The sequence below is a fragment of the Actinopolyspora xinjiangensis genome (assembly GCF_900104475.1).
Classification (GTDB): domain Bacteria; phylum Actinomycetota; class Actinomycetes; order Mycobacteriales; family Pseudonocardiaceae; genus Actinopolyspora; species Actinopolyspora xinjiangensis.
Genome location: NZ_FNJR01000004.1, coordinates 15,125 through 30,116 on the forward strand (window position 1 = coordinate 15,125; position 14,992 = coordinate 30,116).

Consider the following 14,992-nt stretch of genomic DNA (forward strand, 5'->3'; position numbering starts at 1 on the left):
CAAGTGAACGACTACACGCCCACCGCCGCCGACAGGTTCTCGTTCGGACTGTGGACGGTCGGTTTCCAGGGGGCCGATCCGTTCGGCGCGCCCACTCGGCCGGACCTCGACCCCGTGCGGGCGGTGCACCGGCTCGCGGAGCTGGGGGCTTGGGGCGTCACGTTCCACGACGACGACCTGATCCCGTTCGCCGCCGACGAGTCGGAACGGCAACGGGTGGTCTCGCGCTTCCGCCAGGCACTGGACGAGACCGGCATGACCGTGCCGATGATCACCACCAACCTGTTCGGGCACCCGGTGTTCAAGGACGGCGCACTGACGGCCAACGACCGTGACGTACGGCGGTTCGCGCTGCGCAAAGTGCTGCGCAATGTCGAACTGGCCGCCGAGCTCGGCGCCAGGACCTTCGTCGCCTGGGGCGGCAGGGAAGGTTCCGAGACGGACGCTGGGATCGACGCCCGAGCCGCCTTCGCCCGTTACAAGGAGGGCATCGACGCGGTCTGCGAGTTCATCCGGGAGCGCGGCTACGACCTGCGGCTGGCACTGGAACCCAAGCCCAACGAACCGCGCGGCGACATCCTGCTACCGACCGTGGGGCACGTGCTGTCGTTCATCGAACAACTCGAACACCCCCACATGGTCGGTGTGAACCCCGAGGTGGGGCACGAGCAGATGGCCGGGCTCAACTACGTGCACGGCATCGCCCAGGCGCTGTGGGCGGGCAAGCTGTTCCACCTGGACCTCAACGGTCAGCACGGCGCCAAGTTCGACCAGGACCTGCGCTTCGGAGCCGGCGACCTCAAGAGCGCGTTCTTCACGGTGGACCTGCTGGAGAACGCGGGTTACGAGGGGCCGAGGCACTTCGACTTCAAACCGTCGCGCACCGAGGACGACGAGGGCGTGTGGGCCTCCGCCGCCGGTTGTATGCGCAACTACCTGATTCTGCGGGAGAAGTCGGCGGCCTTCCGCGCCGATCCGCGTGTCCGGGAGGCGCTGCGGGCATCCAGGGTGGACGAACTCGCCCGCCCCACGCTCGCCTCCGGTGAGAAGCCCGAGGAACTGCTCGGCTCCTCGGAAGGATTCGACCCCGAGGAGGCCGGTCAGCGGGCCATGCACTACGAGCGGCTCGACCAGCTCGCCCTGGAGCACCTGATGGGGCTGCACTGAGCTCCCACACTCCTTCCCTCCCGGGAAGGAGCACCATCCACGGTGGGTACCGCACGGGTCGGGCGCGTGTGCTCGGAGCACACGCGCCCGACCCGTGCGTTCACGCGAAAGCCCGACGTCCGGGATCCGTCCGGAGATCCCGGCAGACCGAGCGCGCCCCGGCGCGCCCTTCCTCATGTTTTCCGAAAAGGAGTCGTCGTGTTCGTTCTGGGGATAGATTCCTCCACCCAGTCCACGAAGGCGCTCGTCGTCGACGCCGAGGACGGCAGCCTCGTAGCCGAGGGCAGAGCGTCCCACCCGCCCCATTCCGAGATCGACCCGGAGGTGTGGTGGCGGGCGTGTGGCGAGGCCGTGCGACAGGCCGTGAGCGCGGCTCCCGCACCGGTCGAGGCGGTGGCCGTGGCAGGACAGCAGCACGGCATGATCGCGTTGGACTCCACCGGAGCGGTGTTGCGGGACGCGCTGCTGTGGAACGACACCCGTTCGGCCCCGCAGGCACGGCGGTTGACCGAGCGGCACGGCGCCGCCGCGCTGGCCGAACGCACCGGGCTGGTGCCGGTGGCGAGCTTCACGCTCACCAAGCTCGCCTGGCTCGCCGAGAACGAACCGGAGAACGCGGGGCGACTCGACCGAGTACTGCTGCCGCACGACTGGCTGACCTGGCGGTTGTCCGGTCGCCCCGACCGTGCCATCACCGACCGGGGGGACGCCTCGGGTACCGGGTACTTCTCCCCCGCCTCCGGCGAGTGGGCGCCGGAGTTGTGCGAGGAAGTGCTGCCAGGAGCCGCTCCACGGCTGCCCGACGTGCTCTCACCCTCCCAGGTGGCCGGCGAGGTCACCGATCTCGAGGAGCTGCGTGGGGCGACACTCGGGCCCGGAACCGGCGACAACATGGCAGCCGCGCTCGGGCTCGGCGTCGAGCCCGGCGACGTGGTCGTCTCCGTCGGGACCTCCGGCACCGCCTTCGCCGTGACCGAACGACCGTGTGCAGACCCGACCGGGAACGTGGCGGGATTCTGCGACGCCACCGGCCGCTACCTACCGCTGGTGGCCACGCTCAACGCCGCCCGGGTGCTGGACTCGACCGCGAACATGCTGGGCACCGACCTCGACGGGCTCAGCGAACTGGCATTGCGAGCAGCTCCCGGCGCTGAGGGGCTGACCCTGCTGCCCTACCTCGACGGGGAACGCACCCCCGATCTTCCGGAGGCCACCGGCACGCTCACCGGGATGCGCACGGCGAACCTCACGCCGGAGAACGTTGCGCGCGCGGCGGTGGAGGGGATGCTGTGCGGACTCGCCGACGGCATCGACGCACTGCGCGAAGTGGGGGTGGCCGTGCGGCGAGTACTGCTGATCGGAGGGGCGGCGGAGTCGGCGGCGGTGCGCGCGATCGCTCCCGTGCTGTTCGGAGTGGACGTGCAGGTTCCGGAACCGGCCGAGTACGTCGCCCTCGGTGCCGCCAAGCAGGCGGCGTGGGTGGCCAACGGGACCGACCAACCCCCGAACTGGCCGCTGCGCTGCGAATCGTACGAGGCCGGGGACGTGGCGCGGGGCAGCGAGATCCGCGAGACCTATCGCCGTGCCGTGCGGCGGATGCACGGCTAGTCCGAACCGGACGGCTCGGTGGGGTCGAGGTGGTCCCACCGAGCGCTCCGGGAGGCACTTCCGGGAGGGGTCCCTCTGTACTCACGTTGACGGCAGAGGGCCACGACAACGGCTCCGAGCAGTGAGAGCACGGCCGAGACGAGTGCCGCACAGGTCATTCCGGTGGCGAACTCCCGGCTCGGTCCCTGCCCGTCCGGAGCCAACGAGAGCATCGCGGCGATCAGTGCGATCCCCAGTGACGAGCCGACGTAGCGAGCGGTGTTGTTGGCTCCGGAGCCCATCGCCACCCGGTGGGGCGGCACACTCCGCACGGCCAGCCCCGCCAGGGCGGCGTTGGCGAATCCACTGCCGAGTCCGGCCAGCGCCAGGCCCGGGACCATCCACCACCACGAGGACCACTCGGTGATCCCGACCAGGGCCAACTCACCAACACCGCACAGGGCCAACCCACCCGCGATCTGGTACCGGGCACCGACGACTCCGATCAACCGACGGGCCTGCGGTGCTACCACGAAGGAGAGACCGGACCAGACTCCGAGGATGCCCGCCCCCGCGAGCGGGTCGAGACCGAGCACCCGCTGTACCGCCGCTGGTACGTAGGTCATGAACCCGATCACGGCGACACCGATCATCACCGCTCCCACCGTGGCGGCGAGGAACGCGGGACGCCGCAGCAGTTCCAGCTCCAGCATCGGCTCCGCGACCGTTCGTTCGACCAGGACGAAGGCGATCAGCAGTGCCAGCCCGAGTACGAGGAACACCAGTACCTTCGGCTGCGCCCATCCCTGCCGACTCTCGGTGAGGGCCGCCACGAGGAGCGCGAGACCGCCGCCGAGGGTGATCACTCCGGCGATGTCGAGTCCACGCGGATGCTCGCTGCGGGACTCCTCGAGTCCCAGCGCCGCCCAGAGCGTCAGCAGGACGGCGAGAACCGCGATGACCCAGTAGGCCATCGGCCAAGCGGCTACCTTGACCAACAGCGCCGAGAACACCGGCCCCACGGCGATACCGGCGCCCACCATCGCTCCCCACAGCCCCGTGGCACGTGCCTGCTCCACCCCGGAGGAGAAGACGTGTCCCAGCAACCCGAGACCCGAGGCCAGCAGTGCGGCACTGGCACCTCCCTGCACGCTGCGGGCGAGCACGAACACCACCGTGGTGGGCGCGAGGGCGCACGCCGCGCTGGCGATCCCCAGCAACGCGCCGCCGAGCACGAAGACCCTCTTGCGCCCGAAATCGTCGGCCAGACTCCCGGAGACCAGCAGGAACGCGGCCAGGCCGAGGCTGATGCTGCCCAGGATCCAGGTCCGACCCGACGTTCCGGAGCCGAGGTCCGCACCGATGATCCCCACTGTCGAGACGGGTGCGGTGAAGTTGATGAGAACAAGCAGAGTGGCCAAGCACGACAACGTCAGCGTCACACGCGCTGCCGCCGCTCGGTCGGCCACGGATTCGGTCGTCACTACTATTCCCCGAAGTTCGGTGACTGAACTGTTCAATGGCCACACTAGCAGTGACGATTCAATGAGTGAACTATCGCATTCGGCGATTGAATTGTTAGGGTGGTCGCGTGGGATTGGGACGCGGCTACGCAGCACAGGACTGCTCACTGGCACACGCACTGGAAACCATCGGGGAACGATGGACACTTCTCGTGCTTCGGGACTGCTTCTACGGGGTGAGGCGGTTCAAGGACTTCCAAGCACACCTGGACATCCCGCGCGCCGTGCTGGCCGATCGGTTGAAAACCCTCACCTCGACGGGCGCGCTCGAACGACGGGAACACTCGACCGGGGTGTACTACCTGCTCACCGAGCAGGGAATGGAACTGTGGCCCGCGATATTCTCCCTCGCCCAGTGGGGCGAACGCTGGCTCTCCCCGCACGGCTCCCGTCGCGTCTTCAGCCACGCCGAGTGCGACACCGACCTGGAGACCACCGGCCGCTGTCCCACGTGCGGCACCTTTCCCGGACCCGGCGAGCTGCTGGTCCGGGAAGGCCCTGGGGCGGACCGCACGCTGCGGGACGACCGGATCAGCGCGGCACTTCGCCGTGGCCCGCACCGCCTGTTGACCAACCCGTTCCCGGAACCCGACTACGCCTGAACGAGGGGGTCCTGAACGCGAATCCGGGACGGCGATCGGAGTTCGACGCGGTGGACCTCCGTCGCACCACCACGAATCCCGAGACTCCCCCGGCGACGCGACGGCGGGCGGTACGACCGTCATCCGACAGTGTGTAGGTTGGCGCGGAAACACCGGCGTCCGCCACGGAGGAAGCATGCACGCGATCGAGCTGAACGGGACGACTCCGACCGTCCGGCAGGGGGCCTGGGTCGCCCCGACCGCCACACTGGCCGGTGAGGTCACTCTCGCCGAGGAGGCGAGCGTCTGGTACGCCTCGGTGGTGCGGGCCGACTGCGACAGCATCTCGATCGGACGCCGCAGCAATCTCCAGGACGGTTGCGTGGCGCACGCCGACCCCGGGATACCGGTGAGCATCGGCGAGCACGTCTCGGTCGGGCACCGCGCCGTGCTGCACGGCTGCACCGTCGAGGACAACGTGCTGGTGGGCATGAGCGCGACCGTGCTCAACGGAGCCCGCATCGGCACCGGCAGCATCATCGCGGCCGGAACGGTGATCCTGGAGGGCACCGAGATCCCGCCGAACTCGCTGGTGGCGGGCGTACCGGGCAAGGTGCGGCGCGAGACGACCGACGAGGAGCGGGAGCTCATCACGGCCAACGCCCAGCACTACCTCACACTCAAGAACCAGCACTCCCAGGCCACGAGCTGAACGCCCGGACCGGAACCGGCGTGTCCCCCGAGGTGCCGTGGCCGCACTCACACCTCGCTTCCCCGCGGCGAGACCGGATGTAGCGTTGGCGCCCATGAACCATGCGAGCGCAACCGGATACGACTGGGGCGAACCACGCACCAAAACCGTCACCTGGTACGACCCGTCCACGGGTGCCGAGGCGGCTACCGTGATGTCCGGATTGGACTACCTCTCGGCGATGCGCCGGGGCGAGCTTCCGCCCCCACCGATCAGCGCGCTGTTCGGTGACATGCGGATCAGCGGCGTGGCCGAGGGCGAAGTGGAGTTCACCTGCGTTCCCGACGAGTCGGTCTACAACCCGATCGGCATGGTGCACGGCGGGCTGGCGTGCACGCTGCTCGACTCGGTCACCGGCTGTGCCGTGCACAGCACGCTCCCAGCGGGCACGGGGTACAGTTCGGCCGAGATCAAGGTGAACTACCTGCGCGCCATCCATCTCGACTCCGGGGAGCTGCACGCGCGTGGCCGAGTGACCAAACCGGGGCGGCGTGTGGCGTTCGCGGAGGGTGAGCTCCGAGACGCCTCGGGCAAACTGCTCGCCACGGCGTCGAGCACCTGCACCGTGTTCGGCTGATCCCGACGGCTCGCGACCGAGGCGAACACACACGGCCCGCGTCGCGGAAGGCGAACCGCGCCGGGAACTCGCGGTGCGGGCGGTCAGTCCGGACGCGTGGTCTCGGAGGAGGTCACCGGCGCGGTGAGCGCGCGGGATATCCCGCGCGCCGCCATCCGGACGGCGGGGGCCAACGAACTCGGCCGGACGCTGCCGAACCGCAGCACCACCGAGAGCGCCGCCACCACCTCTCCGGAACCCCCGAACACGGGAGCCGCGACCGAGAGGGCGTCCGAGGTCACCTGACGGTCGCTGATCGCGAACCCGTCCCGCCTGACGTCGGAGAGCACGCTTCGCACCCGTTCCGGGTCGGTCAGCGTGTGGGGGGTGAACCGTCGCAGCGGAGCCTCCAGCACTCGTTGCCGGACCTCGGAGGGGGCATGGGCGAGCAGCACCAGCCCCAGTCCCGTCGGGGGCATCGGAAACCTACCGCCGAGCCTGGTTCGCACCCCCACCGAAGCGCGTCCTGCGATGCGTTCGACGAACACGACCTCGTCCTCGGCACGGACACCGAGCTGCACGTTCTCCCGGGTGACCTCGTAGAGGTCCTCCATGTACGGCAGGGCGACCTCGCGCAGTCCCGGACCGCGAGGAGCCAGGGCCGCTATCTCGAACAACGCCAGCCCGATCCGGTAACGGCGGTCGGAGTCCCGCTCCAGAATCCCGCGTTCGACCAGCTCACCCACCAACCGGTGCACCGTGGTCACGGCCAGGCCGGAGCGGTGGGCGATCTCGCTGAGCGTCAGCACTGTTCTGCGCGGTGAGAACACCGACAGCAACGTGAACAGCTTCCCGGTGACGGAACGGTCGTCACGCCCACCCGCTCCCTCCTTGTTCGGTGGCATATCACGCTCCCGCTGGTCGGTTCGGGCACGACGGGGCAGTCACCCTCCCGGACTCTTGAGCCACCACCGCCGGGGAGTCAACCCGTCGGGGCTCCGCCGCGGCATCGACAGGCCCCTGCGGGGATCGGACCATCCTTTCGAGGATGTTGCGGATCACTCCGACACGGAACCGGGTTTTCCGTTGAACGGAAACGAAATCACCGAAGAACCGGGAACCGAGGCACCCCGCTGGGGTGGAACGGCTGCTCAGCGGCACTCGCCTTCTTCGGAACCCATGGGTTCCACGATGGGTGCCCTACGGTCACGGGTATGACGCGACGTTCTTTCCCGCCCTACCGGGCGGACCACGTGGGCAGCCTGCTGCGCCCCTCCTACCTGCGTTCGGCACGCGAGGAGTTCTCGGCGGGCAGGCTCTCCACCGAGGCGCTGCGCGAGACCGAGGACCGCGCGGTGCGCGAAGTGGTGGCCATGCAGGAGGAGATCGGGCTCTCCACCGCCACCGACGGTGAGTTCCGGCGCTCGACGTGGCACATGGACTTCATCTACAAGCTCGATGGAATCAGCGCGAGCGAGACCACGATGTCCGTGCGGTTCCACAACGAGGCGGGCGACATCGAGTTCGCCCCCTCCGCCACCCGGGTGGACGGCAGGATCGGTTTGCGGGAACCGATCTTCGCCGACGACTTCGCCTACCTGGCGAGCCAGGTCAGCACGGCCACTCCCAAACTGACGATGCCCTCGCCGAGCATGGTCCACTACCGAGGTGGTCCCGCGGCGATCAGCACCGAGGTCTACCCCGACATCGAGGAGTTCTGGAACGACCTCTCGGCCGCCTACGCCGAGCAGATCAGGGCGCTGGGCGCGAGGGGATGCGAGTACCTGCAACTGGACGACACCAGCCTGGCCTACCTCAACGATCCTTCCCAGCGGGCCCAGCTCGCCGAGCGCGGCGACGACGCGGAGCACCAGCACCTGCGCAACATCAAGCAGATGAACGCGGCGCTGGCGGCGCGCCCGGCCGGCATGGCGGTGACCACGCACATGTGCCGGGGCAACTACCGATCCTCGTGGGTGGCCGAGGGCGGCTACGACTTCGTCGCCGAGGCGGTGTTCAACGAGCTCGACGTGGACGGCTTCTTCCTGGAGTTCGACGACGAGCGCTCCGGCGGGTTCGCGCCGCTGCGGTTCGTGCCCGAGGACAAGGTGGTCGTGCTCGGACTGGTCACCACCAAACGCGGCGAGCTGGAGTCCAAGGACGAGCTGAAGCGGCGCATCGAGGAAGCCACCCGCTACATAGACATCGACCAGCTGTGCCTGTCGCCGCAGTGCGGCTTCGCGTCCACGGAGGAAGGCAACGCGCTGGATCACGAACAGCAGGTGGCCAAGCTGCGACTGATCGCCGAAACCGCCGAGGAGGTCTGGGGCGACTGAACCGTGGGCCGGGAACCACGCCGAGCCGCGTCGGTCCGGTTCCCGTGACGTCCCGGTGTCGGACGCCCCTCGCCGGGGCCTCCGGCACCGGGAGGTCCACCACCACCGGTGGGTTCGCGGCCGCCGGCGAACCGCCGCCCCGGCCGCAGCGCTTTCCGGCTGCGGGATCGCGGAAACCGACGGATCACCGCGTTCGTGCTCCATTCGAGCGAACTCGATCAGCGGCGGTACCCCAGCACCACGTCCAGCAGGTAGGCACGGGGCGTGAGCGCGCGATCCGGCCACCCGTTCGGCACCGATCACCGGCACCACCGTTCGAAACGCGCGGGTCCGGGGTGCCGCCGCCACTTCGGACGACCGCGACGCCGGAGCTCGCGTCGCCGCATCGGCGCAGTCGACCTCGTCGAGGAGGCCCGGTCATGACCGATGAGGAAAAGGCCCTGCTGGGCGCACTCGGCGGAGTGGCCGCGATCGTCCCACTGGTGCTCGGCCTGGCCGCGGGGTGGCCGGTCTGGCTGTGGCTGCCGCTGCTGCTGGCGTTGGCGGCCGCCCCCCTACCACTGGGCAGACGGCTCACCCGGCGACGCGAGGAACAGCGGATTCACGAGGAGATACGCCAGCAGCAGGACCAGCGACAGGCGCAGCAACCCGAGCCGGCACCGTCCACCCACCCGTCGCACCAGGTCGCCGACCTGTGGGTGCCCACCCAGCATCCGGAGTACCGACTGCTGTTCTCGGCCACGGTGCACTGGATTCCCGCTCCCGGAGCGGCGGGCCCCTCCCCCGAGCGGCAACAGGCCATCGCGGTGGACGCGATCTACCGACGCGCCTGCGTGGTGACGGCGGAGACCGGCGCGTTGGACCACCGGATCACCGAACACCGGCTGAGCGACGCGCTTGGGGTGATGCTGGGCGACCCGGCCGGACATCTGCGGGCCTGGGCGCAGGACGTCTCGCTGAAGCTCCGGGAGTCCGACGAGCAGCGGCTCCAGGCGCTCGGCGAGGCCGCCAAAGACGAGGAGATACGCCAACGCAGACGAGACGGGGAGCGTGGCTTCCGCGAGTACCTGACCAACGACGCGCTCTCCGACACCGCCAACGCTGTGGTGTGGTGGCTCGCACAGGAGGACGTGTCCCGGGAGCGGCTGGAGGAAGCAGTCGGGCTGGTCGACACCCTCTCGCAGCTGTCGGCCCTGGCCCACGGTCCGGAGCAGGCCGCCCGGCGCGGAGCCCCCGCAGGGCAGTGGGTGCCCGCCACCGGTTTCTTCGCGGCGGAGCACTCGGTCGGTGGCACCCGGTTCGCACGGCAGACGTTCGCCGCGAACGGCGCTGAGAGCCCGGCGGAGATATCGGGAATCGGTGAGCGGCAGGACCCCGCGAGCCTCCGCGTTCTCCTCGCCGAGCAGCTGGTCGAGGCGAGCGGCCCCGAGGACGACGAGCGACGTCCACGCTTCGCGCTGCGACTGGCCGACGTGCTCGACGAGCACGGGATGTCCCGGGAAGCTGGTGAGATCCGAGCGCGGTACGAGGGCGGTGGCGCCGATCCGGGGGACGCCGCTGAGGAGACCACGCTCATAACGAGTGAGGAGATGGACGAGCACCGCAGCGGCAACGACCGGGGGCCGAGCCAGGGGTGAGGTGCCTTTCGGGGAGTTCGACCCCGCGAGGTGGCCGCGTGGTCGAGCCCCGCGGTCCTGAGCGGAACTCCCGGGCGGCGTCTCCTCTCGAACTCGTGCGCACACCATTGGGGAGAGGGGAGGAACTCCCGCCTCGCGACCGGCGAAGCGGACTCCGCTGTCCACGGACCCGGGCACCACGTGTCCCTAGCGGAACCGCCGAACGGTCAGGACTCCAGATAACCGAGCTGGGCCGACAACTCCTTGGAGGCCACCGTCATGGCATCGACGAGTTCGCGCATCCTCCTACGGGAGAACCGGTAGGAAGGTCCGGAGGCGCTCAGCGCGGCGACGACTCCTCCGTTGTGGTTGTGGACCGCCACGGCCGCCGCGTTGAGCCCGAGTTCGAGTTCCTCGTAGCTGGTCGCGTAGCCGTCGCGTTCGATGGCCTGGAACTCCTTGCGGAGCTCCTCCGGATCAGTGATGGTTCGCGCCGTGTAGCGCTGCAGCTCCTCGCCGAGCAGATCCTCCTGGTCCTCGGTCGGGGCGTGCGCGAAGAGCACCTTGCCGCTCGAAGTGGCGTGCAACGGGGTCCGCTGCCCCACCCAGTTGTGGGCGGTGACGGAGGCGGTCCCTCTCGCCTGACTGATGTTGATCGCCACGTCGTGGTCCCGGATGGCGATGTTGACGGTCTCACCCAGTTCGGCTGCCAGCGAGTCGCAGTAGGGGGCACCCAACCGGGGCAGGTCCATCCGCTCGGTGGCGGCACCGGCGAGCCGTACCACCCCGAAACCGATGGTGTACTTTCCCCTGTCCTTGAGCTGTTCCACCAAGCCGCGCGTCTCCAACACGCTGACCAGCCTCGACGCGGTGGACTTGTGCACGCCCAGCTCCCCGGCGATCTCGGTTATCCCCACTTCGCCGTTGCGTGCCACGAGTTCCAGGATCGTCACCGCGCGGTCCACCGACTGGACCAACGCCCCCGATCCCCTACCGCGTGCGTCCGCTGATTCACTCACGACTCAACCGTATCCGTCCGGGGACAATTGCCGGAACCAACCGGTTTTCCTCGATCCGCCGCGGAAACCTCCTCGACAGCGACCCGAAAACACCGTCCGTGGTCCCGTTGTACGCAACAAAGCGCTCGTCCTGTACGACGAACCCGGCGGTACCGGCGAGTTCACCGGCTGCGATACCACCATGCGACCGGCACGGTTCCCACACCGCCTCGGCCCTGCGTCAGGTTTACCGTATCGCAGACGGTAACAACCGGGAAGCCCGAGACGTGCGGGGACGACTACCGAACGCTTTCGCCTTCGAGCGGTGGCGCTTCGCCTTCCGGCCACGGGCGGCCTCAGCCGTCGAGGAACTCGGCCATCGCGTCCAACAGCAGATCGACCAGGTAGTCGGCGAAGGAGCAACGCACCATGATGCGGTAACCGGGCTCCCGGTCCAGCTGCCACAGCACCACGATCACCCGCCCCAGCAGGGTCTGCGCACAGTCCCCCGGGCCGAAGGAGCGCGGGTGCAGGTCGAGCGAGCACAGCTTCTCCAGCACCTCGCGCGCCGCGGGTCCGGAGAGGCGCAGCGTGGTGCGGTTGGCCGAGACGTCCACCGCCGAGCCGGAGCCGCCCCGCTGGGCGTCCCGGACGGTGCGCAGCAGGTGCTCGGCGCGCCCGTCCGGGGCCACGATCAGCGACTCGTCGGGCCCCAGCCAGAGCACCGCGTGGTGCTCGTCGCCACTGACCCTGTTGACCGTGGGCAACGGCAGTCCCAGCGAATCCGACACAGCCGAGGACTCGACACCGCCCGGCGGGGTGCGGAGGTTGATCTGGCTCAGGAACGGTTCCTCGTGGAGCCTGACACCACGAGCTCCCGAGGTCGAACGGCGTTCGAGCTCGGCGGCGCGGTGCTCCAGGGGGCTGTGTCGCGCCGCGGTGGCGGTTTCGGGCGCGGCGGTTTCGGACTCAACCTTGTTCAGGACCGTCACGTCGGGCTCCTTCCGGGTCGTAGAACACGGGGCTGGTGATCTCCACCTCGACGTCGCGACCACCGACCGGGGCACACAGCACCTCTCCGATGCGCTGCCGTCCGCCGCTGATCAGGCCGAGCGCGAAGGTTCGTTCGAGAGCGGCGCTGTGGTAGCTCGAGGTGACGTGGCCCGCCATCGGCACCGGAGGCCGCCTCGACACGTCGGGCTCGACCAGGTGAGCGCCCTCCGGCAGGAGTGTCGTGGTGTCGGTGGGCAACAGACCGACCAGCTGAACGCGGTCCTGCCGCACCAGGTCGGGGCGACTCAGCGAGCGCTTGCCGATGAAGTCCTTGTGCTTGGAAACGGCCCAGTCCATTCCCAGGTCCACGGGGGTAACAGTCCCGTCGGTGTCCTGGCCCACGATCACGAAGCCCTTCTCGGCGCGCAGCACGTGCATCGCCTCGGTACCGTAGGGAGTGATGTCCAGGTCGGAGCCCGCCGTCATGGTGGCCTCCCAGAGTGCCTGGCCGTACCAGCGGGCTACGTTGACCTCGAAGGCCAGTTCCCCGGAGAACGAGACCCTGGAGATCCTGGCGGGGATGCCGCCGACGAGCACGGTCTCGTGGAAGCGCATGAAGCCGAAGGACTCGGCCGACACGTCGAGGTCGGGGGCCAGGCGGCCCACCACCGTGCGGGAGTCCGGGCCGACCACCGCGACGGCCGCCCACTGCTCGGTGACCGAGGTGCAGTAGACGTCCAGTTCCGGCCACTCGGTCTGCAGCCACTCCTCGAGCCAGTCCAGCACCTTGGCAGCGCCACCGGTGGTGGTGCTCATCAGGTAGCGGTCCTCGGCCAGCCGCATCGAGACGCCGTCGTCGAGCACCATCCCGTCCGCGCCGCACATCATCCCGTAACGGGCCTTGCCGACCGCCAGCTTGGCGAACCCGTTGGTGTAGATCCGGTCGAGGAACTCCGGCGCGTCCGAGCCGACGATCTCGATCCGTCCGAGAGTGCTGACGTCCTGGACGGCCACTCCGGTACGCGCGGCCGAGCACTCGCGCAGTACGGCTGCGTGCATGTCCTCGTTACCGCGCGGGTAGTAACGGGGGCGCTTCCACTGCCCCACGTCCTCGAAAACCGCGCCTGCCTCGACGTGCTGCCGGTGCATCGGCGTGGTGCGCACCGGATCGTACAACCGCCCCGTGGTTCGCCCGGCGAACAGCGCGAGCGGCACCGGAGTGTAGGGCGGGCGGAAGGTGGTAGTGCCCACTTCCCCCGGCGAACCCGCCGACAGCGCGTCGGCCAGCACCCCGACCGCGTTGACACCGGAGCTCTTTCCCTGCTCCAGGCCGGTCGAGATGGTCGTGTAGCGCTTGACGTGCTGCACGGAGCGCATTCCGGTCCCGAGAGCGTGGTGAATGTCGGCCACCGTGGCGTCACGCTGCTGGTCCACGAAGTGCTCGGTGCACTCCTCCGGGGAGCGCGACTCGTCCGGGACCAGCCATACCGGGCGCGGCCTGCTCGCCTGCCGGTCCCCATCGACCTGCGGCACCGGCGGCGGGGCGGTGCGGAAGCCGCTGAGCGTGGCGGCTTCCGCACCCGAGGCGAAGCCCTGCGCCAGGCATCCGGCCAGGTCGTAGGTTCCCCGGGCCGCTCCCACGACCCTCGCTGAGCGCCCACCGGCTCCGCTGGGCACGAACCCGGCCACCACGGGGTCCCAGCGCACCGCTCCCCCGCTCTGCGCGAACAGCTGGACGGCCGGGTTCCAACCGCCACAGACCGCCAGCAGGTCGCAGGGGAACTCGGCGCTCCACTCGGTGAGGGAGCCGTTCCCGTCGATACCGCGTACCCGGACTCCGGAGACGCGGTGCTCCCCACCGGTCGCCACCACCGCCGCCGAGGTCACGACGTGGGCCCCCGCCGCACGAACCTGTTCGACCAGCCGAGTGGGTGGTTCGGGGCGCGTGTCCACGATGGCGGGCACTCTGGCCCCTGTACCCAGCAGGTCGAGCGCGGTGCTGTAGGCACTGTCCGAAGTGGTGAACACCACCGCCTCGCGTCCGGGCAGCACGGCGTGGCGGTTGAGGTAGGAGCGCACGGCCGAGGCGAGCATCACACCGGGGCGGTCGTTGTCGGCGAAGACCAGCGGACGTTCGTGAGCCCCCGTGGCGAGTACCACCTGCTTCGCCCTGACGTGCCAGAGCCGTTGCCTGATCGTGGGAGACGGCGGGGCATCGGGGTGGTCCGCGCGACGTTCCGCGATGAGCAGGTAGTTGTGGTCGTAGCACCCGAGCGCCGTGGCGCGGGTCAGCACACGGACCTGCTCGTTCTCCGCCAGTTCGCGCGCGGCGCGCCCGATCCACTCGGTGGCGGGGTGGCCCGCGATGTGGGCCTGGCCGTCCAGCAGCATCCCCCCGAGCTCGCGGTGCTGATCGACGAGCATGACTCGTGCACCGCCGCGCGCCGCGGCCAGGCTCGCCGCTATACCGGCGGGTCCCGCCCCGACCACGACCACGTCGGAGTGCACGAACTTCTTGTCGTAACCGGCGGTGTCACGTTGTTCGCTCAACCAGCCGACCCCGGAGAGCGTCTCGACACGCAGTCCGTCCTGGAGCTCGATCTCGGTTGCGGGCAGCATCGGTTCCGGGCAATCGCCGTCCAACCGCTGCACCAGCGCGTTCGGTTCGGTGCAGTCGGCGCTGAACACCCCCCTCGGGCGCCCGCGCTGGATCGACGGGCCGACCTCGATGTCGCCGCCGGCCAACATGGCCGAGGCCAGGGTGTCCCCCGGCCTGCCCGGTACCGCGCGTCCGTCCACTGTGGCATGTATCGTGCGGGTGCGGTCGATCCGCCCCGGACGGACCGAGGCGTTGAGACGGTTGGGGTTCGACGAGCTCATCATG

Annotated in this window: 12 protein-coding genes; 7 read left to right on the plus strand and 5 right to left on the minus strand. The window is 69.5% G+C overall.

What is annotated here, in order from left to right:
- The first annotated feature begins 3 nt into the window (after positions 1-3).
- On the plus strand, positions 4-1,167 hold the full coding sequence (gene xylA / locus BLQ75_RS07175; protein WP_092599785.1) for a xylose isomerase: 1,164 nt from the start codon (positions 4-6) through the stop codon (positions 1,165-1,167).
- A 198-nt stretch (positions 1,168-1,365) separates the two neighbouring features.
- Positions 1,366-2,775 (plus strand): xylulokinase, encoded by a 1,410-nt coding sequence (xylB, locus tag BLQ75_RS07180; protein ID WP_092599788.1) that lies wholly within the window; start codon positions 1,366-1,368, stop codon positions 2,773-2,775.
- On the opposite strand, the gene BLQ75_RS07185 is transcribed toward xylB, so the two are convergent.
- The gene (locus BLQ75_RS07185; RefSeq protein WP_211481221.1) at positions 2,772-4,238 is read right to left on the minus strand and encodes an MFS transporter; all 1,467 of its coding nucleotides are present in this window, start codon (positions 4,236-4,238) and stop codon (positions 2,772-2,774) included. The two genes, xylB and BLQ75_RS07185, sit on opposite strands and share 4 nt — an antisense overlap.
- 107 nt (positions 4,239-4,345) lie before the next feature.
- Between BLQ75_RS07185 and BLQ75_RS07190 the strand changes: the two genes are divergently transcribed.
- The 3 genes from BLQ75_RS07190 (at position 4,346) to BLQ75_RS07200 (ending at position 6,186) form a co-directional block, all read left to right on the plus strand.
- On the plus strand, positions 4,346-4,879 hold the full coding sequence (locus BLQ75_RS07190; RefSeq protein ID WP_092599791.1) for a winged helix-turn-helix transcriptional regulator: 534 nt from the start codon (positions 4,346-4,348) through the stop codon (positions 4,877-4,879).
- A gap of 175 nt (positions 4,880-5,054) precedes the next feature.
- Positions 5,055-5,570 (plus strand): gamma carbonic anhydrase family protein, encoded by a 516-nt coding sequence (locus BLQ75_RS07195; RefSeq protein WP_092599794.1) that lies wholly within the window; start codon positions 5,055-5,057, stop codon positions 5,568-5,570.
- 94 nt (positions 5,571-5,664) lie between these two features.
- A complete protein-coding gene (locus BLQ75_RS07200; RefSeq protein ID WP_092599797.1) occupies positions 5,665-6,186 on the plus strand; it encodes a PaaI family thioesterase in 522 nt (173 codons plus the stop codon).
- Between the two features lie 83 nt (positions 6,187-6,269).
- On the opposite strand, the gene BLQ75_RS07205 is transcribed toward BLQ75_RS07200, so the two are convergent.
- Positions 6,270-7,070 carry an IclR family transcriptional regulator gene (locus BLQ75_RS07205; RefSeq protein WP_092599800.1) on the minus strand — a complete coding sequence of 267 codons (801 nt, stop codon included), beginning with the start codon at positions 7,068-7,070 and terminating at the stop codon, positions 6,270-6,272.
- Between the two features lie 309 nt (positions 7,071-7,379).
- Between BLQ75_RS07205 and BLQ75_RS07210 the strand changes: the two genes are divergently transcribed.
- Positions 7,380-8,501 carry a 5-methyltetrahydropteroyltriglutamate--homocysteine S-methyltransferase gene (locus BLQ75_RS07210; RefSeq protein ID WP_092599803.1) on the plus strand — a complete coding sequence of 374 codons (1,122 nt, stop codon included), beginning with the start codon at positions 7,380-7,382 and terminating at the stop codon, positions 8,499-8,501.
- 419 nt (positions 8,502-8,920) lie between these two features.
- Positions 8,921-10,138 carry a hypothetical protein gene (locus tag BLQ75_RS07215; RefSeq protein ID WP_092599806.1) on the plus strand — a complete coding sequence of 406 codons (1,218 nt, stop codon included), beginning with the start codon at positions 8,921-8,923 and terminating at the stop codon, positions 10,136-10,138.
- A 206-nt stretch (positions 10,139-10,344) separates the two neighbouring features.
- Here the strand turns inward: BLQ75_RS07215 and BLQ75_RS07220 are convergent, their stop codons facing one another.
- The 3 genes from BLQ75_RS07220 to BLQ75_RS07230 form a co-directional block, all read right to left on the minus strand.
- The gene (locus BLQ75_RS07220) at positions 10,345-11,136 is read right to left on the minus strand and encodes an IclR family transcriptional regulator (protein ID WP_244515300.1); all 792 of its coding nucleotides are present in this window, start codon (positions 11,134-11,136) and stop codon (positions 10,345-10,347) included.
- A 335-nt stretch (positions 11,137-11,471) separates the two neighbouring features.
- Positions 11,472-12,107 (minus strand): sarcosine oxidase subunit gamma, encoded by a 636-nt coding sequence (locus BLQ75_RS07225; protein WP_092599812.1) that lies wholly within the window; start codon positions 12,105-12,107, stop codon positions 11,472-11,474.
- On the minus strand, positions 12,085-14,991 hold the full coding sequence (locus tag BLQ75_RS07230; RefSeq protein WP_092599814.1) for a 2Fe-2S iron-sulfur cluster-binding protein: 2,907 nt from the start codon (positions 14,989-14,991) through the stop codon (positions 12,085-12,087). Before BLQ75_RS07230 ends, BLQ75_RS07225 begins: the two co-directional genes overlap by 23 nt.
- Between the last annotated feature and the right edge of the window lies 1 nt (position 14,992).

Excerpts from the sequence above, each read along its gene's own strand:
- BLQ75_RS07195 (WP_092599794.1), top strand. The coding sequence starts at position 5,055 with ATGCACGCGATCGAGCTGAACGGGACGACTCCGACCGTCCGGCAGGGG.
- BLQ75_RS07205 (WP_092599800.1), bottom strand. The coding sequence starts at position 7,070 with ATGCCACCGAACAAGGAGGGAGCGGGTGGGCGTGACGACCGTTCCGTC.
- BLQ75_RS07230 (WP_092599814.1), bottom strand. The coding sequence starts at position 14,991 with ATGATGAGCTCGTCGAACCCCAACCGTCTCAACGCCTCGGTCCGTCCG.
- BLQ75_RS07200 (WP_092599797.1), top strand. The coding sequence starts at position 5,665 with ATGAACCATGCGAGCGCAACCGGATACGACTGGGGCGAACCACGCACC.
- BLQ75_RS07210 (WP_092599803.1), top strand. The coding sequence starts at position 7,380 with ATGACGCGACGTTCTTTCCCGCCCTACCGGGCGGACCACGTGGGCAGC.
- BLQ75_RS07215 (WP_092599806.1), top strand. The coding sequence starts at position 8,921 with ATGACCGATGAGGAAAAGGCCCTGCTGGGCGCACTCGGCGGAGTGGCC.